Origin of the sequence: Mesorhizobium loti CJ3sym (assembly GCF_000472785.1) — a bacterium.
Classification (GTDB): Bacteria; Pseudomonadota; Alphaproteobacteria; order Rhizobiales; family Rhizobiaceae; genus Mesorhizobium; species Mesorhizobium loti_E.
In genome coordinates, this window is record NZ_AXAL01000016.1 from 152,393 (window position 1) to 172,879 (window position 20,487).

At 63.4% G+C, this 20,487-nt stretch carries 17 protein-coding genes; 11 read left to right on the forward strand and 6 right to left on the reverse strand.

Annotation, left to right across the window (positions count from 1 at the left end):
- Window positions 1-153: 153 nt before the first annotated feature.
- The 5 genes from A3A9_RS0122455 to A3A9_RS0122475 all read left to right on the forward strand — a co-directional run bounded on the left by A3A9_RS0122455 (window position 154) and on the right by A3A9_RS0122475 (window position 6,067).
- Window positions 154-1,602, forward strand: coding sequence for an APC family permease (locus tag A3A9_RS0122455; RefSeq protein WP_027060787.1), 1,449 nt, complete (start codon window positions 154-156; stop codon window positions 1,600-1,602).
- A gap of 62 nt (window positions 1,603-1,664) precedes the next feature.
- Complete coding sequence (locus A3A9_RS0122460) at window positions 1,665-3,152, forward strand: aldehyde dehydrogenase (protein ID WP_027060788.1); 1,488 nt, start codon at window positions 1,665-1,667, stop codon at window positions 3,150-3,152.
- Window positions 3,153-3,394: 242 nt separating this feature from the next.
- On the forward strand, window positions 3,395-4,249 hold the full coding sequence (locus tag A3A9_RS0122465) for a MetQ/NlpA family lipoprotein (RefSeq protein WP_027060789.1): 855 nt from the start codon (window positions 3,395-3,397) through the stop codon (window positions 4,247-4,249).
- 83 nt (window positions 4,250-4,332) lie between these two features.
- A complete protein-coding gene (locus tag A3A9_RS0122470) occupies window positions 4,333-5,430 on the forward strand; it encodes a methionine ABC transporter ATP-binding protein (protein WP_027060790.1) in 1,098 nt (365 codons plus the stop codon).
- Window positions 5,411-6,067 carry a methionine ABC transporter permease gene (locus A3A9_RS0122475; protein WP_027060791.1) on the forward strand — a complete coding sequence of 219 codons (657 nt, stop codon included), beginning with the start codon at window positions 5,411-5,413 and terminating at the stop codon, window positions 6,065-6,067. The genes A3A9_RS0122470 and A3A9_RS0122475 overlap by 20 nt, the downstream gene beginning before the upstream one ends.
- A gap of 114 nt (window positions 6,068-6,181) precedes the next feature.
- On the opposite strand, the gene A3A9_RS0122480 is transcribed toward A3A9_RS0122475, so the two are convergent.
- The 5 genes from A3A9_RS0122480 to A3A9_RS0122500 all read right to left on the reverse strand — a co-directional run bounded on the left by A3A9_RS0122480 (window position 6,182) and on the right by A3A9_RS0122500 (window position 12,397).
- Window positions 6,182-7,297 carry an aminomethyltransferase family protein gene (locus tag A3A9_RS0122480; protein ID WP_027060792.1) on the reverse strand — a complete coding sequence of 372 codons (1,116 nt, stop codon included), beginning with the start codon at window positions 7,295-7,297 and terminating at the stop codon, window positions 6,182-6,184.
- Between the two features lie 69 nt (window positions 7,298-7,366).
- On the reverse strand, window positions 7,367-8,143 hold the full coding sequence (locus A3A9_RS0122485; RefSeq protein WP_027060793.1) for an ABC transporter substrate-binding protein: 777 nt from the start codon (window positions 8,141-8,143) through the stop codon (window positions 7,367-7,369).
- A 99-nt stretch (window positions 8,144-8,242) separates the two neighbouring features.
- The gene (locus A3A9_RS39245) at window positions 8,243-8,614 is read right to left on the reverse strand and encodes a hypothetical protein (RefSeq protein ID WP_063827787.1); all 372 of its coding nucleotides are present in this window, start codon (window positions 8,612-8,614) and stop codon (window positions 8,243-8,245) included.
- Entirely contained in the window at window positions 8,611-10,296 is a 1,686-nt protein-coding gene (locus A3A9_RS39250; protein WP_033838738.1) for a hydantoinase B/oxoprolinase family protein, read from the reverse strand. Before A3A9_RS39250 ends, A3A9_RS39245 begins: the two co-directional genes overlap by 4 nt.
- Before the next feature lie 16 nt (window positions 10,297-10,312).
- Complete coding sequence (locus A3A9_RS0122500) at window positions 10,313-12,397, reverse strand: hydantoinase/oxoprolinase family protein (RefSeq protein ID WP_027060794.1); 2,085 nt, start codon at window positions 12,395-12,397, stop codon at window positions 10,313-10,315.
- 220 nt (window positions 12,398-12,617) lie between these two features.
- Between A3A9_RS0122500 and A3A9_RS0122505 the strand changes: the two genes are divergently transcribed.
- The 5 genes from A3A9_RS0122505 (at window position 12,618) to A3A9_RS0122525 (ending at window position 18,913) form a co-directional block, all read left to right on the forward strand.
- Complete coding sequence (locus A3A9_RS0122505) at window positions 12,618-13,445, forward strand: ferredoxin--NADP reductase (protein ID WP_027060795.1); 828 nt, start codon at window positions 12,618-12,620, stop codon at window positions 13,443-13,445.
- Between the two features lie 187 nt (window positions 13,446-13,632).
- A complete protein-coding gene (deoC, locus tag A3A9_RS0122510) occupies window positions 13,633-14,679 on the forward strand; it encodes a deoxyribose-phosphate aldolase (RefSeq protein WP_027060796.1) in 1,047 nt (348 codons plus the stop codon).
- Window positions 14,680-14,746: 67 nt separating this feature from the next.
- Entirely contained in the window at window positions 14,747-17,119 is a 2,373-nt protein-coding gene (locus tag A3A9_RS0122515) for an aldehyde dehydrogenase family protein (protein ID WP_027060797.1), read from the forward strand.
- Between the two features lie 189 nt (window positions 17,120-17,308).
- Window positions 17,309-18,040, forward strand: a complete 732-nt coding sequence (locus A3A9_RS0122520; RefSeq protein ID WP_027060798.1) for an SDR family oxidoreductase — start codon at window positions 17,309-17,311, stop codon at window positions 18,038-18,040.
- A 27-nt stretch (window positions 18,041-18,067) separates the two neighbouring features.
- Window positions 18,068-18,913, forward strand: coding sequence for a fumarylacetoacetate hydrolase family protein (locus tag A3A9_RS0122525; RefSeq protein ID WP_027060799.1), 846 nt, complete (start codon window positions 18,068-18,070; stop codon window positions 18,911-18,913).
- Window positions 18,914-19,083: 170 nt separating this feature from the next.
- Here A3A9_RS0122525 and A3A9_RS0122530 read toward each other — a convergent pair whose 3' ends face one another.
- Entirely contained in the window at window positions 19,084-20,082 is a 999-nt protein-coding gene (locus A3A9_RS0122530; protein WP_027060800.1) for an ABC transporter ATP-binding protein, read from the reverse strand.
- 260 nt (window positions 20,083-20,342) lie between these two features.
- Between A3A9_RS0122530 and A3A9_RS44175 the strand changes: the two genes are divergently transcribed.
- Window positions 20,343-20,487: helix-turn-helix domain-containing protein (locus A3A9_RS44175; RefSeq protein ID WP_152536154.1), on the forward strand; the 145-nt coding region annotated here is incomplete at its 3' end.

Below are 20,487 nucleotides of genomic sequence, written 5' to 3' on the forward strand. Positions count from 1 at the left end.
GGCAATCATTTAACGTGTGAATTAACTTGACAGGAAGCCGCTTTGTTTGCAAGTCTATATTCAAAATAATGGTTCAAATAATGAACCGCCATCCAGAGCGTGTGGGACAGGCCAGTGGCCGGCGAACTTTGGGTTCGTGAACAGGAGGGACCAATGTCAGCAGTTTCGGAACAGGCGCCGGCCAACAGGCTGCGTAAGAACAGTCTTGGCGTCGGCGCCATCACCTTCATGGTGATCTCGGCGGCGGCGCCGCTCACGGCGGTGGCCGGCGGCACGCCGCTCGGCATGCTGATGGGCAATGGCGCCGGCTTTGCCGGCACCTATCTGATCGTGACGGTGCTGCTTCTGTTGTTCGCGGTCGGTTATGTCGCCATGTCGCGCCATGTCGGCAATGCCGGCGCCTTCTATGCCTATGCCGCGCGCGGCCTCGGCGGTCTAGCCGGCGGCGCCACGGCGCTGATCGCCATCCTGTCCTACAATGCCATGCAGATCGGCGTCATGGGTCTGCTCGGCGCGGCCACCTCCGGGCTGTTCGCCGGCTGGGGCATCAACCTGCCCTGGTGGGTGTGGAGTTTCATCGCCATCGCCATCGTCGCGGTGCTCGGCTACCGGCAGGTCGACCTGTCGGCCAAGATCCTGACCGTGCTGGTGCTGTGCGAATATGTTGTGGTGCTGGTCCTCGATCTGACGATCCTGAAGACCGGTGGCGACAGTGGCCTGTCGGCCGCGCCGTTCAGTTGGAGCCAGATCACATCAGGCGCGCCGGCCATCGCCATCCTGTTCTGCTTCGCCGCCTTCATCGGCTTCGAGGCGACGACGATCTATGCCGAGGAAGCTCGTGACCCCAAAGTCACCATTCCGCGCGCCACCTATTTCTCGGTCATCCTGATCGGCGTCTTCTACATGGTCACCGCGTGGCTTATGGCGGTCGGCGCAGGCGTCGACAAATTGCTGCCGGCGCTGCAGGGCCTGCAGGATCCGACGACCTTCCTGTTCGGCCTCTCCGACCGCTATGCCGGAACGCTGCTGACGCATGCGATGAGCATCCTGTTCGTGTCGAGCCTGTTTGCCGGCGTGCTGGCGTTCCACAACGCGGTTGCCCGTTACATCTACGTCTCGGGCCGCGAGAAGCTTTTGCCGCAGTCGATCGGCGTCACGCATTCGGCGCATCAGAGCCCGCATGTCGCCTCGGTGATCCAGAGCGTGCTAGCGGCTGTCGTCGTCGGCCTGTTCGCCGTGCTCGGCCTTGATCCGGTGCTGGCGCTGTTCTCCTGGCTGACCAATGTCGCGACGCTCGGCGTTATCGTGATGATGGCGGTCGCCTCGCTCGCCGTGGTGATGTATTTCCGCGCCAACCCGTCCAGCCAGGAAAACGCTGTGAAGACCACCATCCTGCCCGGACTGACCTTCATCGCCTTCGTCGTCATCATCTACCTGATCGTCATCAATTTCGGCAGCCTGTCGGGAGCCGGCGGCTTCCTCGGCGCGTTCCTGCCCGGGCTGGTGCTGATCGCGGCGGTGATCGGCCTTCTGCTGGCCGGCGCCCTGAAGAGCCGCGATCCGGTCGCCTACGAGAACCTCGGTGTGCCCCTGAAGGATTGAGCGAAATATCTGGGCGGCGTACCAAGCCGCCCAGCAAAGACCCCACTTGAAATGAGAAGATAATGATCACTCAAAATGTCATCGACACGCTGCGCAAGGCGGAGATCGGCGCGCGCGGCCTGTTCATCGATGGCGCACAATCAGCGGCAACAAGCGGCGCGACGCTGCCTGTCATTTCGCCGATCGATGGGCAGGCCTTCGCCAGCATCGCCGACGGCAATGCCGCCGATATCGACCGCGCGGTGAAATCGGCACGCAAGGCGTTCGAGAAAGGCTCGTGGTCGCGCGCCGCCCCCACCTTTCGCAAGAAGGTGCTGACCAGGCTCGCCGAACTTATCGAAAAACATGTCGATGAACTGGCCGTGCTTGGCGTGCGCGACAATGGCACCGAGATCGGCATGGCCTACAAGGCCGAGCCGCTGTCGGCCGCTGGCACCATCCGCTACTACGCCGAGGCGATCGACAAGGTCTATGGCGAGATCGCGCCGACGGCCGAGAACGTGCTGGGACTGATCCACAAGGAGCCGCTCGGCGTCGTCGGCGTCATCGTGCCGTGGAATTTCCCGCTGATGATCGGCGCCTGGAAGATCGCGCCGGCGCTGGCCGCCGGCAATTGCGTGGTGGTCAAACCGCCCGAGATCGCCTCGCTGACGCTGCTGCGGCTGGCGGAGCTAGCCACCGAGGCCGGCCTGCCCGCCGGCGTGCTCAACGTCGTCACCGGCCGCGGCGCCGTCACCGGCGAAGCGCTCGGCCTGCATATGGATGTCGACGCCATCGCCTTCACCGGCTCGGGGCCGGTTGGCCGGCGGCTGCTTGAATACTCGGCGCGTTCCAATCTGAAACGTGTTTTCCTCGAACTCGGCGGCAAGTCTCCCAACATCGTCTTTGCCGATGCGCCGGATTTGAAACAGGCGGCGGTCGTCTCGGCCAATGGCATTTTCCGCAATTCCGGCCAGGTCTGCGTCGCCGGCTCGCGCCTGCTCGTTCAGTCCTCGGTCTATGACCGCTTCATGGAGGAGCTTGTCTCGGCGACCACGCGGCTCAAGGTCGGCGACCCTCTCGATCTCAAAACCGATGTCGGCGCTGTGTCGAGCGCCGAGCAGCTCGACAAGAATCTCGGCTTCGTCGCCAAGGCCAGGGAAGAAGGCGCAAGGCTGGTCACCGGCGGCGGTAGAATTCTGGCCGAGACCGGCGGCAGCTACATGGCGCCGGCAATCTTCGAGAACGTGACGCTGGACATGCAACTAGCCCGCGAAGAGGTGTTCGGACCGGTGCTCGGCGTCATGCGCTTCGACACCGAGGAGGAGGCGGTCCGGCTTGCCAATTCGACCGTCTATGGCCTCGCCTCGGCGGTGTGGACATCAAACCTGTCCACTGCGCATCGCATGGTGCGCGCCATCCATGCCGGCGTCGTCCACGTCAACACCTACGGCGGCGCCGACATCACAGTGCCGCTCGGCGGGGTCAAGCAATCCGGTTTCGGCCGCGACAAGTCGCTGCACGCGCTGGAGAAATATCTCGAGCTGAAGACCGCCTGGATCGCGCTTTGAGGACCCGCTGGGCTCTCTGAGAATCTAACCTCTCCCGATACCCCCTCGGGTCGCAGGTCGACCGCTGCGGTCGAGCTCGTGGCGTCTTGTGCTCCCGCCCATCAAATTTTTGAGAGAATATTCCCGGCTTTGCCGGAGAACGGCGAAACACGTTCTTTGATAAAATCGATAGAATTTCTGATCATGTGCTCAAGGCTAGGCAATCCGCCTATGCCATGACTTCGCAACCGCAGAGATCAGATATGTCCGACTTCAACAACACTTCGCCATCTTCCCTTTGGTCAACCATCAACCGGCGCGGCGGCCTGGCTCTGCTGTTTGCCTCGGCCGTCGCGATCGGCAGCCTGATGGCGCCGCATGCGTCCTTCGCCGAGGACAAGAAGGCGATCAAGGTCGGCATTATCAGCGGCGAGGACGAGGATGTCTGGCGTGTCGTGGTTGCGCAGGCCGCCGAAAAGGGCCTGACAATCGAGACCGTGGTGTTCAACGACTACACCCAGCCGAACGAGGCGCTGGAACGCGGCGAGATCGACGCCAACGCCTTCCAGCACCAGCCCTATCTCGACAACCAGATCAAGACGCAGGGCTATCACATCGTGCGCGTCGGCTATACCGGCGTCTGGCCGATCGGCCTCTACTCGAAGAAGTACACGAAGGTCGCCGATCTGCCGGAAGGCGCTGTCATCGGCGTGCCGAACGACCCGTCCAATGAAGGCCGGGCGTTGCGCGTGCTGCAGAACGAAGGCGTGATCAAGCTCAGGGACGGCACCGGCATTCTGGCCACCACCGCCGACATCGCCGAGAATGCGAAGAAGGTGCAGATCAAGGAACTCGACGCCGGCATCGTCGGCCGCTCGGTCGAGGATCTCGACGCTGCCGTGGTCAACACCGACTGGGCGCTGAAAAGCGGCCTGACGCCGGACAACCGCATCGCGCAGGAGCCGATCGCCGACAACCCGTACCGCAACTTCATCGCCGTGAAGGTCGGCAATGAGAACGAGGCCTGGGTGAAGACGCTGGTCGCTTCCTATCAGAACGACGCGGTGAAGGCCGAGTTCGACAAGGTCTACAAGGGCACCGGCCTCAGCGCCTATTGATCCGACCGGGTCGAGTGTAAATGCGGTCCGCGCTTGAGCGCGGGCCGCAATTGCGTTTTCAGATGGCGAGAACAGGGAACCGCATGAACCAGCATATAACGGCATCCCGGGAGATCGCCGATCCGACCCGCGAGCGGCCCGACGCGTCGCAAGACGTGGTGCGGCTCGTCGACCTGAAGCGTCGCTTTGGTGCCATGCCGGCGATCGACGGCATCTCGCTGACGGTGCGCAAGGGCGAGATCCTCGGCATTATCGGCCGCAGCGGTGCCGGCAAATCGACGCTGATCCGTTGCCTGAACGGGCTGGAGCGGCCCGATTCCGGGGAAGTGTTCATCGAAGGCCGCGAGATCAGCCGGCTCGGCGAGCGCGACCTGCAGCCGTTGCGACGGCGCATCGGCATGATCTTCCAGCATTTCAACCTGTTGTCGGCCAAGACGGTCGAGGACAATGTCGCGCTGCCGCTGAAGATCGAGGGCCGGCCTAAGGCGGAGCGGCTGGCGCGGGCGGCAGAGCTGCTCGATCTCGTTGGCCTGTCGGAGAAGGCCAAGGCCTATCCGGCATCGCTGTCGGGCGGCCAGAAGCAGCGGGTCGGCATTGCACGGGCGCTGGCCGCGCGCCCGGCATTGCTGCTGTCGGATGAAGCGACATCGGCGCTCGACCCGGAAACGACGCGCTCCATTCTTGCTTTGCTTAAAGACATCAACCGGCAGCTTGGCCTGACCATCCTGTTGATCACCCACGAGATGGAGGTGATCCGCTCGATCGCCGACCGTGTGGCGGTGATAGACGCCGGGCGCATCGTCGAGCAAGGGCCGGTCTGGTCGGTGTTCGCCGACCCGCAGTCGGACATCACCAAAAGCCTGCTTGGCGCCATCCGGCCGCAACTGCCGGCGGAACTGGCGGCCCGGCTGGTGCCGGGAGCCGGCGTGGAAACAATTCTGCGTGTGGACGTGGCCGGAGAGGCGGCGAGCAGCCCGTTGCTGTCCGACTTGGCCGCGACGATCACGGGTCCGTTCCGCCTCGTCCATGGCGGCATCGACCATATCCAGCAGCAGCCGGTCGGCACGCTGTTCCTGTCCGTCCCCGGAAGCGATGCAAGGCATCTCGCCGAGGTGATCACATTCCTGAGATCCCGCCAGGCGCGGGTGGAGGTGCTTGGCCATGTCGCCGATTCTGTTTGAGCTTCTGCTGCGCTCGATCTGGGAAACAGTCCTGATGACGGCCGCCTCCGGCCTGATCTCGCTGGTGTTCGGCCTGCCGCTCGGGCTGGCGTTAATTGCCACCGAACGCGGCGGCATCGCCGAAAACCTGTGGGTCAACCGCGCGCTGGGCGCCGTCATCAACGGCTTCCGCTCGGTGCCTTTCATCATCTTGCTGGTGGCGCTGATCCCGTTGACGCGGCTGATCGTCGGCACCTCGATCGGCACCTGGGCGGCCATCGTGCCGCTGTCGATCGCCGCCACGCCCTATTACGCGCGCATCGCCGAAGTGTCGTTGCGCGAGGTCGACAAGGGCCTGATAGAGGCGGCGCGCGCCATGGGCGGCAACCGCTGGACGATCATCCGCGAAGTGCTGGTGCCGGAAGCCTTGCCGGGTATCGTCGCTGGCTTCACCGTGACCCTGGTGACGCTGATCGGCGCCTCGGCAATGGCCGGCGCCATCGGCGCCGGCGGCTTGGGCGATCTCGCCATCCGCTACGGCTATCAGCGCTTCGAGACGTCGGTGATGGTGGCGGTGGTCATCGTGTTGATTGTTCTGGTCTGCGGCATCCAATGGGTGGGAGACCGGCTGGTGGTGCGGTTGGATCGGCGGGGGTGAGTCGGAAAATATTCGGATAAGCCGACGCTCCTCCCAACTTCGTCATCCACGGGCAGAGCAGCCGCGAAGCGGCGTCGCGGAGACCCGAGGATGACGAAGTGATGGGCGTTCCGGCTAAGCCCGCAACCTCGCCCCTTCCGGGTCGAAGAACGGCATCGGCGCAACCACCGCGCGTGTCCGCTTGCCGTCAATGTCGATACTGAGTTCTGTGCCTATCCCCGTGAACGGTAGCCGCAGATGTGCGGTGGCCAGCACCTTGCCGAGCGAATAGCCATGGTCGCTGTAGGTGACGACGCCGGCATCCTCGCCGTCGGCCATTACCCTGGCATCTGTAGCTGCCGGCTTATCGCCGTCGAGGATCAATCCGGTCCAGCGTTCGTCGAGGCCCTTGTCGCGGATTTTGAGCAAGGCTTCGCGGCCGATGAAATCGCCCTTGTCGAACTTGATCCAGCGGTCGAGGCCGACATGGAACGGGGTGCGGGTCTCGTCCATGTCGATGCCATGCGCGGGATAGGCCTTTTCCAGGCCGAGCGTGAACATCGCCAGCACGCCATAGGGTTGCAGGCCGAAGTCCGCTCCTGTCCGCATCAGCACATCCCAAACAGACACAGCCTCGTCTGCCGGCACGAACAGTTCGAAGCCGAGTTCACCGGTCACGCCGGTGCGTGAGATCAACACCCGCGTGCCGTTGATCTGGCCTGAGGTGAATGCCCAGCGTTTCAAACCGTCCAGATCGGCATCCCTGACCAGCGCCTTCAACAGGTCGCGCGAGCGCGGGCCCTGAATGGTCGGGAAGGCGACGGCAGCGGTGATGTCGGTGACATAGGTTTTGCGCCCGTGTGCATGATGCTGCAGCCACGGCAGCATCTTCAGGCGATTGACCGAACCGGTGACCAGCATGAAATGCTCCGGCCCAAGCCGGAACACGGTGAGGTCATCCATGATGCCGCCGTCCTCGCGGCAGATAGTCGAATAGCGGACCTGGCCCGGCTTCATCGCCGCGGCATCGTTGACGATGACATGGTTGACCAGCGCCTCGGCGTCCGGCCCCTTGATGTCCATCTTGCCCATGGTGCTGAGATCCTGCACGCCGACATTCTTGCGGGTGTTCAGGTGCTCGTCTTCAATGCCGGAATAGTATTTGGCTGAGATGAAATCGCCGCCGACCCGACCCATGGTCGCGCCGAGCCCGACGATGCTGCTGTAGAAAGGGGAACGCCGCTCGGCCAAGAAAGTCTCCATCACTCAAGAAAAACGGCAGCGCCAGGCAGCGCTGCCGGAAGGCATTCGTTGTCGGTCTCAGTTGCCGTAGACGTCGAAGGCAAAATACTTGTCGTTGATTTCCTTGTATTTTCCGTTGGCGCGCAGCGCGTCGATCGCCGCATTGAACTTGTCGGCCAGTTCCTTGTTGCCCTTCTGCAGCGCGATGCCGACGCCGGGGCCATGGATGGCCGGATCGGCGGTCAGCGTGCCGAGCAGCTTGCAGCAGGCGCCGTCGGGCTTCTTCAGCCATTCGGTCAGGATGATCGAGCCGTCCATCATCGCATCGAGGCGGCCATTGGCCATGTCGGTGCGGGCGTCGTCGCCGGTGGGATAGGCTTTGATGGTCGAGCCTGAATATTTCAGCTCGGCGAATTTCTGGTGGATGGTGGCGGTCTGCACGCCGAGCACCTTGCCCTTCAGATCGTCCGGCGAGGTGCCCGCGATGGTGGAATCCTTCGGCACGGCGATGGCCGGCGGTGTCTGGTAGTATTTGTGGGTGAACTCGACCTTCTCGGCCCGTTCCGGCGTGATGGTGATGTTGATGATGGCGTCGAACTTGCCGGCCTGGAGTGCGGGTATGGAGCCGTCGAAATCCTGCACGATGAACTCGCAATCGGCCTTCATCTGAGCGCACAATGCCTTGCCGAGATCGATGTCGAAGCCACCCAGCGTGCCGTCGGCATTGGCATAGTTGAAGGGCGGATAGGCGCCCTCGGTGCCGATCCTGAGCTTCTTGTCCTGGGCGGAAGCTGTACCCGTGGCGAGAGCCAGGGCGACAGAGGCGGCAAGCACGAAACGACTGAAAAGACGCATGTTCCAGATCCCCGTTGAGCACGAGAAGTCTACGGGCTTTGGTGCTTTCGGCGGAGACGGAAACGACATGTGCTGCGGCGATCACGGCGCGATAGCGTGCTAACCGTCCGGCTTCTCCAACGCGTCCAAGGCGGCAAGCCCGCGTGGGCGCGGCTCTTCGGCTTGCAGATATGCCTGGATTAATTGTTCGTCCTCCGCGCCTTTGTATGGCAGCGGAATGCCTCTGACTTGCATGGGCATGTTCCAGTCGAGCGGTCGGTCCTTCGGTGAGAACCACGCGCACCGCCCGACCTGTACCCAGTTCCGCCGCACCAACAGGCAGTTTTCAGGGCTGTCGTCTTCGTAGCCGAACTCCACCCCACAGCACGAGCATATGGCATGGTTGGGCTCTTTGCCGTTCTCGCCCCACGGCAGATCAGGTGATTGATCGAGGCCGCAGACACGGCAATTGAACATGTCTTGTGGGTTCATGTAGGCCCGAACAAATCCTTGGCTTGCTCAGCTGTATAGTAGCCAAGCCTGACGTCCTCGGCGACCAGTTTCGGATCGCGCTCGCGTGGATCGCCATAGCCGCCGCCGCCCGGCGTGCCGACGCGCACGCGGTCGCCGGCCTTCAGCGGGATGTCCTGCTCCTTGGACAGATGCGGGGGCACATGTTCCTCGCCATTGCGAAAGACGGTGACGGTGTTGACCGCGCCATCGCCACCGCCAAGGGCGCCTTGCGGGCCGAAACGGCCGTGATCCATGACGAAGGAGGCTCGCGCATCGCCACGCAGAATCTCGACCTCATAGGCCAGGCCGAAACCACCGCGATGCTTGCCGGCGCCACCGGAGCCTTCACGCAAGGCATAGTGGCGATAGAGGACCGGAAAAGCCTGTTCCATGATCTCGACCGGCGGCGACTTCGAAATGCCGATGGTCGAGCAGCCATTGGTCAGCCCGTCATGGCCTGCATTGCCGCCATAACCGCCGCCGGAGATCTGATACATGACGTAGTCGCGGCCACGCACCGGATCGTTGCCGCCAAGCGCGAAATTGCCGCTGGAGCCGGCGGGAGCCGCCGTCACCTTGTCCGGCAGCGCCTGCACCATGGCCGCGAACACCGCCTCGGCGATGCGTTGCGAGACTTCGGCGGCGCAGCCCGAGACTGGACGCGGATACTTTGCATCAAGGAAGGTGCCTTCCGGACGCTTGACGATCAGCGGCTCGAAAGCGCCGGCGCTGATCGGTACATCCGGGAAGATATGGCGCATGGCGAGATAGACCGACGAAAGGGTCGTCGCCAGCACGCTGTTCATCGGCCCGGCGCAAGGCTTTGACGAGCCGGAAAAATCGAAGGTCAGCGTATCGCCCTGCTTCTCGACGGCGAGTGCGATGGTCAGCGGCTCGTTGACCACGCCGTCGGAATCGACAAAGGCCTTGGAATGATAGGTGCCGTCGGGAATAGCCGCAATGTTGGCGCGCATCTGCTCGGCGGCGCGGCGGCGCAGTTCGGCGATCGCCTCGACAACGGTTTCGTCGCCGTAACGATCGAGGATTCCATTGAGCCTGTCCTGGCCGATCAGCAACGCCGCGGCCTGCGCCCTGATATCACCGATACGCTGGTCTGCGACGCGGATGTTGGAACAGATGATGGCGTAGATCTCGGGATCGAGCAGGCCCTTCTTGAACAGTTTTACCGGCGGGAGCCGCAGGCCTTCCTGCTCGACCGCGGTGGCAGAAGCCGAAAATCCGCCCGGCACCGAGCCGCCAATGTCGGGCCAATGGCCAGTGTTGGACAGCCAGCAGAAGATTTTCCCGCCCCGGTAGACCGGCATAGCGAAGCGCACATCCATCAGATGGGTGCCGCCGAGATAGGGGTCGTTGACGATGTAGATGTCGCCGGGCTCGGGCGGCAGGCAGCGGCCATCGGCGATCATCTCGATCACCGTCCTGGTCGAATATTGCATGACGCCGACGAACACCGGCAGGCCCTGGCTTCCTTGCGCGATCAGCGAGCCATCGACGGCCGAGTAGATGCCATCGGAACGGTCATTGGCTTCTGCGATGACAGGCGAGAAGGCAGCGCGGGAAAAGGTCAGGTCCATCTCGTCGCAGACCTGCTGCAAGGCGGCCTGGAGGACGGAAAGGGTGATGGCGTCGAGCTTTGCCATATCAATGTCAGGCATCTCAGGCCTCGCCAATGTCGATGATGATGTTGCCGTCGGCATCCGATCGGGCGTGGTCGCCAGGTTCGAGCACGGTGGTGGCGTCCATCTGTTCGAGGATCGCCGGACCCTCGATGACCGCATCAAGCGGCAATTTTTCGCGCGCGTATACCGGTGTGTCGTGCCACTGGCCCGCATACCAGACCGGCCTGATTTCGCGCCGCGCTTCGTCCAGCGTCTTGGCGCGCCCGGCCGGGTCGATCAGGCGCGACAGGTCGATCGCCGGGCGCACGCCGGTTATCGAGGTGTTGAGGTTGACGAGGTTGGCGCGGATTTCCGGCAGCTCGACCTTGAAGCGGGCGAAATAGGCTTTTTCGAACAGCGCCTGCAATTCCTGGCGGGTCACGGACGAAGATGGCAGCGGCACGTTGATAATGTGGGTCTGGCCGACGAACTGCATGTCGGCGGAGTGGGTGACGCGGATCGTCTCCGGCTTCACCGCTTCCTTGCCAATCAGCTCCTCGCCTTCGTTTCGGTGCCGTTCCAATACAGCGTGAAGCTGGCTTTCATCGAGCACGGCAACCGGCTGGTTGATGGTGTTGACGAAATCATGGCGCAGGTCGGCGACGACGCAGCCGAGCGCGTTGGTGATGCCGGGACGCGCCGGCACCAGCACACGCGGCAGGCCGAGTTCGCGCGCGAGGGCCGTAGCATGCAGCGGCCCAGCGCCGCCGAAGGCAAACAGCGCGAAATCACGGGGATCGTGGCCGCGCGACACCGAGACCATGCGAATGGCACCGGCCATCTTCATGTTGCCAAGCCTGAGCACCGCACCCGCCGCCTCGACACCGGACAGGCCGGTCGCCTTGCCGATCTTGTCTTCGAAAATGCCGGTGACACGTTCTGATGTGACCGGGTTTTCAACCGCCAGCAGCTTCTTTGGTGCCAACCGGCCGAGCACCAGATTGGCGTCGGTGATGGTCGGCTCCAGGCCGCCGCGTCCATAGCAGATCGGGCCGGGATTGGCGCCCGCACTTTCCGGGCCGATCTGGATCAGGCCGGCCGCATCGACGCGGGCGATCGAGCCGCCGCCGGCGCCAACCGTGTGCACCGCCACCATCGGAACATGGATCGGCATGGCATATTCGATCTCGATCTCGTTCGAGACCGCCGGTTCGGCGTTGCGGATCAGCGCCACGTCGGTCGAGGTGCCGCCCATGTCGTAGGTGACGAGGTTTTCGAAGCCGGCGCGCTTGCCCGTATAGGCGGCAGCGATGACGCCGGAGGCCGGGCCCGACATCACCGTCTTGGCCGATTCACGTGTGACGAAGCGGGCCGAGATCATGCCGCCATTGCCGTTCATGATCAGGAAGTCGCGCGCATAGCCCTTGGCAGCCAATTCCTTGCGCAGCCGCTCGACATAGCGCTCCAGGATCGGCTGCACCGAGGCGTTGACCGATGCCGTGACACCGCGCTCGAATTCGCGCGCTTCCGACAGCAGGGCGTGCCCCGTAGTGATGTAGCCGTTCGGCCAGAATTCAGCGGCGATTTCAGCCGCGCGCCGCTCATGCCTGGGGTTGGCGTAGGAATGCAGGAAATGGATGACGAGGGATTCGCAGCCGGCGTCGATCAGCGTCTTCACCGCTTCGCACATTTCGGCTTCATCGAGCGGCGTGCGCACCGCACCGGAGGCCTCGACGCGCTCCGACACTTCGAGCCTGAGATTGCGCGGGATGATCGGGACGAAACTGCCGGTCATGCCATAGGGCTGCGGCCGCGTGCGGCGGCCAAGCTCGATCACGTCGCGAAAACCACGTGTCGTGATCATGCCGGTCTTGGCCAGCCGGCGCTCCAGCACTGCGTTGGTGGTGGTGGTCGTGCCATGCACGATGAGGTCGATGCCGTCGATCGGAAAGCCGGTGGCGCCGAGCGCCGAAACCACGCCGAACGCCTGGTTGTCGACCGTGGTGGGGGTCTTGGCGATATGCACCTTGCCGCCGTCCTTGCCGTCGATCAGAAGCAGGTCGGTGAAGGTTCCGCCGACATCGATGCCGGCAACGACATTTCCCAGGGAATCGCGCGCTTGCGCTGGAAAATTCTCTTTCATCGTCGAAACCCGAAATGCTGAGACTACGGATATGCATCAGTTTGGAAAGGTGTTTTAAGGTACCACCTTGACGCAAATATCGTTTGTATACTAATAAATTCCGGACACAAGAGCTTACCGCTTCCGAGTGTGCGAACAGCACGCCGGGACCTGAATGGTCCGGGCGTGCAGGTGAAGGTTTGGCGCCCGCATCCACAGCTGGGCCAGAAAGTTGGATTTGATGAACACCACATCCGCTCTCGATACCGCCGGCGCCCGCCCGCTGCAGTTTCCGATTCCGGCCAATGTTTATGCCGAGACCGTCGTCTCGGTGAAGCACTACACCGACCGGCTGTTCTCGTTCCGCATTACCCGCCCGCAGTCGCTGCGCTTCCGCTCCGGCGAGTTCGTCATGATCGGCCTGCCTAATGCCGAGAAGCCGGTTTACCGCGCCTATTCGGTGGCGAGCCCGGCCTGGGACGAAGAGCTCGAATTCTTCTCGATCAAGGTGCCGGACGGCCCGCTGACCTCGGAGCTGCAGAAGATCCAGGTCGGCGACACCGTCATCATGCGCCAGAAGTCGACCGGCACGCTGGTGGTCGACGCGCTGACCCCGGCCAAGCGGCTGTTCATGATCTCGACCGGCACCGGCATCGCGCCCTTCGCCAGCCTGCTGCGCGATCCCGACACCTATGAGAAATTCGACCAGCTGATCCTGACCCATACATGCCGCGACAATGCCGAGCTGACCTATGGCCAGGAATTGGTGGCAGCGCTCGAAAGCGACCCGCTGATCGGCGAGCTGACCGCTGGCCGCGTCACGCTCTACAACTCGACCACCCGCGAAGATTCGTCGTGCATGGGCCGCATCACCGCGCTGATCGGCTCGGGTAAATTCTATTCAGACCTCGGCATCGAGAAGCTCGATCCGGAAACCGACCGCATCATGATCTGCGGCTCGATGCATATGCTCAAGGATGTCAAGGAACTGGCCGAAAGCCTCGGCTTCCAGGAAGGCTCGCTCAGCCATCCCGCGACTTTTGTCGTCGAGCGCGCTTTCGTCGGCTGAGCCGGCGGCGATGTCGTCAACTCTGCATTTTGACCGCACGGTCAAAAATTAGCTGCTTTTGCGGCCTTTTTCAGCTATCGCTCGCTTGAGGACTCGTGAAGCACGACATCACGGGCTATCTTTGTGCATGTCGGGAAACGACGCGCACCAAGACAGAGGCGCAAGTCGCTGAATGAAAGGGCAGGAGATGAGCAGCACAATCCGCGAAGCCGATCTTGGCACCAAGGTGACGCCGCTGCCCGCGCGTGCCGCCGCCAACACCCCAGTCCCGGTAGACCATCGCATTGCCCGCAATCCCGGCATGAAGCTTGATCTCGGCTTCATGGAATCGGTGCGCAGCGTCAACCGCTCAGCACTGGAACGCCGCGTCGCCAGCCTGACCAAGCGGCGTTCGATCAAGGCCGACAACCAGGCGGCATGGCTGCTGCGCGCCGTCGCCTGCATGGATCTGACGACGCTCAATTCCAACGACACCGAAGAGCGTGTGCGTCGGCTCTGCGCCAAGGCGATCAACCCGTTCCGCCGCGATATCGTCGAGGGCCTCGGCATTGCGGGCGAAACCATCCGGCCGGCCGCTGTCTGCGTCTACCATCCCTTCGTCGCCACGGCCGTGGACGCCGTGCGCGGCACCGGCATTCATGTCGCCGCTGTCTCCACCGCCTTCCCGCATGGCCTGGCACCGCTGTCGACCCGCCTGCAGGAAATCGAGGCCTCGGTGCGCGACGGCGCCGACGAGATCGACGTCGTCATTCCGCGCGGGCTGGTGTTCGGCGCCAAATGGCGGGAGCTCTACAACGAGATCGTCTCGATGCGCGCCGCCTGCGGGGATGCGCATCTGAAGGTCATTCTCGGCACTGGCGACCTCGCCACGCTGCGCAATGTCATGCTGGCCTCGATGGTGGCGATGATGGCCGGCGCCGACTTCATCAAGACCTCGACCGGCAAGGAAAGCGTCAATGCGACGCTGCCCGTTGGGCTGGCCATGGTGCGTGCCATCAGGGCCTATTTCGAGGAGACCGGCTATCTCATCGGCTTCAAGCCGGCTGGCGGCATTTCCACGGCCAAGGCTTCGCTCGACTGGCTGGTGCTGATGAAGGAAGAGCTTGGCCGGCCCTGGCTGGAGCCGGAGCTGTTCCGCTTCGGCGCATCGAGCCTTTTGACCGACATCGAGCGCCAGCTCGAGCATCATCTGACCGGGCACTATTCGGCCAATCACCGCCACGCAATGGCTTGAGCACCCCACCCCGATCGGCTTTGCCGATCGACCCTCCCCACGCGGGGGAGCGTGAAGGAGGCACCTGATGAACATTCTCGACCGCTATCATGCCATGGAATACGGCCCGGCGCCGGAAGCCCGCAACGAGGCCGATGCCTGGCTTGCCGGGCGCGATTTCGGCAAGGCGCTGTTCATCGGCGGCGACTGGAAAGCCGCTTCCGGCGGCAAGACTTTTGACACCAGCGAGCCCTCTTCCGGCAAACTGCTGGCCAAAGTCTCCGACGCAAATGCCGTCGATATCGACGCTGCGGTTGCGGCTGCCACCAAGGCGCTGCCGAAATGGGCGGCGTCCACGGGCTACCAGCGCGCCAAGGTGCTCTATGCCATCGGCCGCGCCATGCAGCGGCACCAGCGCCTGTTTGCGGTGCTGGAGTCGATCGACAATGGCAAGCCTATCCGCGAGAGCCGCGATATCGACGTGCCACTGGCCATCCGCCATTTCATCCATCATGCCGGCTGGGCGCAGGCGCTGGACAGGGATTTCCCCGGCCATAAGGGCGTCGGCGTCGTCGGCCAGATCATCCCGTGGAATTTTCCGCTGTTGATGTTGGCCTGGAAGATCGCGCCGGCACTCGCCGCCGGTTGCACCGTGGTGTTGAAGCCGGCCGAGTTCACGCCACTGACCGCCATCCTGTTCGCCGAAATCTGCGAACGTGCCGGCGTGCCGAAAGGTGTCGTCAACATTGTTCACGGCGGCCCGGAAGCGGGTGCGGCCATCGTCAACCATGCCGGCATCCAGAAGATCGCCTTCACCGGCTCTTCGGAAGTGGGCAAGATCATCCGCAAGGCGACCGCCGGCTCGGGCAAGAAACTGTCGCTGGAGCTTGGCGGCAAGTCGGCCTTCATCGTCTTCGAGGATGCCGATCTCGACAGCGCCGTCGAAGGCCTCGTCGATGGCATCTGGTTCAACCAGGGCCAGGTCTGCTGTGCCGGTTCGCGGCTGCTGGTCCAGGAAGGCATCGCCGATGCCTTGATCGCCAAGGTCAAGACGCGGATGAGCCGGCTGCGGGTCGGCAGCCCGCTCGACAAGAACACCGACATTGGCCCGCTGGTCGACGCCACACAGCTCGACCGCGTCAAGGGCCTGGTCGCCGAAGGCGCCAGACAGGGCGCCGTCTGCTGGCAGCCGGATGCGGCGCTGCCAGCCTCCGGCTACTACCATCTGCCGACACTTGCCACCGGTGTTTCGCCGGCTAATATCTTGGCGCAAGAGGAAGTGTTCGGCCCGGTGCTGGCGACCATGACCTTCCGCAACACGGAGGAAGCGATCGAGCTTGCCAACAACACGCGCTACGGCCTTGCGGCGAGCGTCTGGAGCGAGAATGTCAACCTCGCCCTCCATGTCGCGCCGCAGCTGAAGGCCGGCGTCGTCTGGGTCAACGGCACCAACATGTTCGATGCCGCCTGCGGCTTTGGCGGCTACCGCGAAAGCGGCTTCGGCCGCGAAGGCGGGCGGGAAGGCATGTTCGAATACCTCACAGCAAAACTGCCGCTCGGAGCGGTCATCAAGCCGGCTGTCGTCTCGGCGCAACCTGTCGAGCAATCGGACGGCGACAGCATCGACCGCACGGCAAAGCTGTTCATCGGCGGTAAGCAGGTGCGGCCGGACGGCAATTATTCGCTGGCCGTCGCCACCGCCAAGGGCAAGCTTGCAGGTGAAGTCGGGCTTGGCAGCCGCAAGGATATCCGCGATGCCGTTTCGGCCGCACGCGCCTGCAAAGCATGGCCGGAAGCGACCGCCTATAATCGCTCCCAGGTGCTCTATTATCTGGCCGAGAACCTTTCCGGTCGCGCCGGCGAGTTCGCCGTGCGTCTCAGCGAGTTGACCGGTGCCACGCCCAAGGCCGCGCGGGAAGAAGTAGAACAATCCATCGAACGACTGTTCCTCTATGCCGGCCTTGCCGACAAGTTCGAGGGCCGCGTGCACCAGCCGCCGGCGCGTGCAGTGACACTGGCGCTGCATGAGCCGGTCGGTGTCGTCGGCATCGTCGCGCCGGACAACTCGCCGCTGCTCGGCCTGATCTCGCTGGTCGCACCGGCTTTGGCCATGGGCAACACGGTGGTCGCGGTGCCGTCCGAGCGCCATCCGCTGCTCGCCACAGACCTCTACCAGGTCATCGAATATTCCGACGTTCCGGCCGGCGCCATCAACATCGTCACCGGCCGCACGGCGGAGCTTGCCGGCGTGCTGGCCAAGCATGACGATGTCGACGGGCTGTGGGTGTTCGCCGATGCCGAGACCTGCGCCAAGGCGGAAGCCGAGTCCATCGGCAACCTCAAGCGCGTCTGGAGCGGCAATGGCCGCAGCCTCGATTGGGCGTCCGACGAGGCGGCTGGCGATGTTTTTCTGCGCCGCGCCATCGAGGTCAAGAACGTCTGGGTGCCTTACGGAGACTGACATTGCCAGACTGTCGCAATGGTGATCGTGTTCGGGCTTGACGCCCGGACGCATGTTCTTTAACGAGAAAAAACATCTTTATCTGTGAACTGGCTGCGACACAGGCCGCATAATGGCGCCCGACTGGCACATGACGCCTAGGCTGGGCACCGATAAATCCGGTTGACCTGAGTGCGCGAGGAGAAAAGCATGGCGGATCTGGCAGGCAAGGTCGTTGTCATCACGGCAGCGGCGCAAGGCATCGGCAAAGCGAGCGCTCTGGCCTTCGCCAATGCTGGCGCCACCGTCTACGCCACCGACATCAATGAGACGCTTCTGGCGGAACTCGCCAAGACATCTGACATCAAGACCCGCAAGCTGGATGTACTGAACGACGATGCCGTCAATGCGGCCTTTGCCGAGATCGGCCCTGTCGACGTGCTGTTCAACTGCGCCGGCTTCGTCCATTCCGGCTCGATCCTCGAGATGAAGGATGGCGATCTCGATTTCGCGCTGAACCTGAATGTCCGCGCCATGGTCCGCACCATCAAGGCCGTGCTGCCCGGAATGCTGGAGCGCAGCGACGGCGCCATCATCAACATGGCCTCGCTGGCGAGCTCGGTCAAAGGTGTGCCGAACCGCTTCGTTTATGGCCTGAGCAAGGCCGCGGTGATCGGCCTGACCAAGGCGGTCGCCGCCGACTATGTCGGCAAAGGCATACGCTGCAACGCCATCTGCCCCGGCACGGTCGAAAGCCCGTCGCTGCAGGACCGCATGCATGCGCAGGGCGATTATGAAGCCGCGCGCGCCGCCTTCATTGCCCGCCAGCCAATGGGCCGGCTCGGCACGCCGGAGGAAATCGCCGATCTCGCCGTCTATCTGGCCGGCGCCACCTACACATCGGGGCAGGCCTACAATATCGACGGCGGCTGGTCGATCTGAACCCATTCTGACTGAGGAGAGAACATCATGAAACTGCTGCGCTATGGCGAGGTCGGGAGTGAACGTCCCGGCCTGCTCGATGCGGATGGAACGATCCGCGATCTCTCCGCTCATGTCGCCGACATTGCCGGCACTGTGCTGCATCCGGCTTCGCTGGAGATGCTGTCGAAGGTCGATCCGAAGTCGCTGCCGGCGGTTGCCGGAAAGCCTCGGCTCGGCCCCTGCGTTGCCGGCACCGGCAAGTTCATCTGCATCGGCCTCAACTATTCCGACCACGCCGCCGAAACCGGCGCCACCGTGCCGCCGGAGCCGATCATCTTCATGAAGGCAAGCTCGGCCATTGTCGGACCCGACGATGACGTGCTGATCCCGCGCGGCTCCGAGAAGACCGATTGGGAAGTCGAACTCGCCGTGATCATCGGCAAGACGGCCAAATATGTCAGCGAGGCCGATGCGCTGGATTATGTCGCCGGCTATGCCGTTGCCCATGACGTCTCCGAGCGCGCCTTCCAGGCTGAGCGCCAGGGCCAGTGGACCAAGGGCAAGTCCTGCGACACATTCGGCCCGACCGGCCCCTGGCTGGTGACCAAGGACGAAGTGGCCGATCCGCAGAACCTGAAGATGTGGCTGACCGTCAACGGCAAGACCATGCAGAACGGCTCAACCAAGACCATGGTCTATGGCGTAGCCTTCCTGGTGTCCTATCTCAGCCAGTTCATGTCGCTGCACCCCGGCGACATTATTTCGACCGGCACGCCGCCCGGCGTCGGGCTCGGCATGAAGCCGCCGGTGTTCTTGAAGGCTGGCGATGTGGTGGAACTGGGCATCGAAGGGCTCGGCCAGCAGAAGCAGATGTTCAAGGCTGACGTCTAAATCTGTAGGGCTGCCGCCGATACCTACCTCAAAGGCCCCTCATCCGGCCGCTTCGCGGCCACCTTCTCCCCGGTGGGGAGAAGAGAAAGACGCGGCGCTCGTAGTCTCCTCTCCCCCCGGGGAGAGGTCAGCCGAGCGAAGCGGAGGCTGGGTGAGGGGGCCGCGCCGCGCTACTTCAGCACCTTCCCATCAGCCCCAAACCGGTACGTCTTACCAAGCTCCGGCGTCGCATAAAGCGTGGCGCCCGGCTCGGCGTCATACACACCAAAAATCCGCACCGTAATCAGCCCGGCCTTCTCGCAGTCGAGGTAAAGGTTGGTGTCGGCGCCCAGATGCTCGGCATGCACCACCGTGCCCTTCCAGCTGCCCGACTTCGTATCGACCGTCAAATGCTCCGGCCGCACGCCGATGGTCTTGGCCGTCTCGCCAAGCCTGGCGCCGTCGATGAAGTTCATCTTCGGCGAGCCTATGAAGCCGGCGACGAACTCGTTTGCCGGCGAATTGTAGAGCTCCATCGGGCCGCCGATCTGTTCGATCCGGCCGGCGTTCAGCACCACGATCTTGTCGGCCAGCGTCATCGCCTCGACCTGGTCGTGGGTGACGTAGATCATCGTTGCCTTCAGCCGGCGGTGCAGCTGCGCAATCTCCAGCCGCGTGTTGACGCGGAGCGCCGCATCGAGGTTAGACAGCGGTTCGTCGAACAGGAACAGTTTTGGCTCGCGCACCACGGCGCGGCCGATGGCGACGCGCTGGCGCTGGCCGCCGGAGAGTTCGGCCGGCCGCCTACCGAGATAGGGCTCCAGCGACAGCATCGACGAGGCGATACCGATGCGCCTCTCGATCTCGGCCGCCGGCGTACCCGCCTGCTTGAGGCCAAGGCCCATATTGTTCTTCACCGTCAGATGCGGGTAGAGCGCATAGGTCTGGAACACCATGGCAATGCCGCGTTTGGCCGGCGGTATGGTTGAGACGTCCACATCATCGATGACCACCCGGCCCGAGGTCGAATCCTCCAGCCCGGCGATAACCCTGAGCAAGGTCGACTTGCCGCAGCCGGACGGGCCGACGAAGACGACGAATTCGCCATCGGTCACTTCGAGGTTGATGCCTTTCAGCACCTCGACCGGCCCGAAGGCCTTCTTCACATTCTCGATCTTCAGCGAGCCCACGGCAGTCCTCCAAATTGATGAGCGAGCGCCAAGGCGCCCCCCTCTGTCCTGCCGGACATCTCCCCCTCAAGGGGGGAGATTGGCAGCTTCAAACCTTGGCGCCACTTTGAGGCGCTGATAATTGGCGAAGGCTGTACCGACATCCGATCTCCCCCCTGTTTGGACCGGAGACATCGCGAACAGGTGTGCGAAGACATCGCGAACAGTTTCGTGCGCTTTGCGCGGGGAGGTTCGTGTTGCCATTCGAGGCCAGGAGCGTGATGAACCAGAAGGAAGAATTTGTGCGCCTGGCGCTGGCGCCGGGTGCGAATGTGAGTGCGCTGTGCCGTCGCTTCGGGATCGGCCGGACCTGCGGGCACAAGCTGATCGCGCGCTTTCGCGCGCAAGGCGAGAGCGGGCTTGCGG

Coding starts and splice junctions, on each gene's coding strand:
- A3A9_RS0122455 (WP_027060787.1), top strand. CDS start 154: ATGTCAGCAGTTTCGGAACAGGCGCCGGCCAACAGGCTGCGTAAGAAC.
- A3A9_RS0122460 (WP_027060788.1), top strand. CDS start 1,665: ATGATCACTCAAAATGTCATCGACACGCTGCGCAAGGCGGAGATCGGC.
- A3A9_RS0122465 (WP_027060789.1), top strand. CDS start 3,395: ATGTCCGACTTCAACAACACTTCGCCATCTTCCCTTTGGTCAACCATC.
- A3A9_RS0122470 (WP_027060790.1), top strand. CDS start 4,333: ATGAACCAGCATATAACGGCATCCCGGGAGATCGCCGATCCGACCCGC.
- A3A9_RS0122475 (WP_027060791.1), top strand. CDS start 5,411: ATGTCGCCGATTCTGTTTGAGCTTCTGCTGCGCTCGATCTGGGAAACA.
- A3A9_RS0122485 (WP_027060793.1), bottom strand. CDS start 8,143: ATGCGTCTTTTCAGTCGTTTCGTGCTTGCCGCCTCTGTCGCCCTGGCT.
- A3A9_RS39245 (WP_063827787.1), bottom strand. CDS start 8,614: ATGAACCCACAAGACATGTTCAATTGCCGTGTCTGCGGCCTCGATCAA.
- A3A9_RS39250 (WP_033838738.1), bottom strand. CDS start 10,296: ATGGCAAAGCTCGACGCCATCACCCTTTCCGTCCTCCAGGCCGCCTTG.
- A3A9_RS0122500 (WP_027060794.1), bottom strand. CDS start 12,397: ATGAAAGAGAATTTTCCAGCGCAAGCGCGCGATTCCCTGGGAAATGTC.
- A3A9_RS0122505 (WP_027060795.1), top strand. CDS start 12,618: ATGAACACCACATCCGCTCTCGATACCGCCGGCGCCCGCCCGCTGCAG.
- deoC (WP_027060796.1), top strand. CDS start 13,633: ATGAGCAGCACAATCCGCGAAGCCGATCTTGGCACCAAGGTGACGCCG.
- A3A9_RS0122515 (WP_027060797.1), top strand. CDS start 14,747: ATGAACATTCTCGACCGCTATCATGCCATGGAATACGGCCCGGCGCCG.
- A3A9_RS0122520 (WP_027060798.1), top strand. CDS start 17,309: ATGGCGGATCTGGCAGGCAAGGTCGTTGTCATCACGGCAGCGGCGCAA.
- A3A9_RS0122525 (WP_027060799.1), top strand. CDS start 18,068: ATGAAACTGCTGCGCTATGGCGAGGTCGGGAGTGAACGTCCCGGCCTG.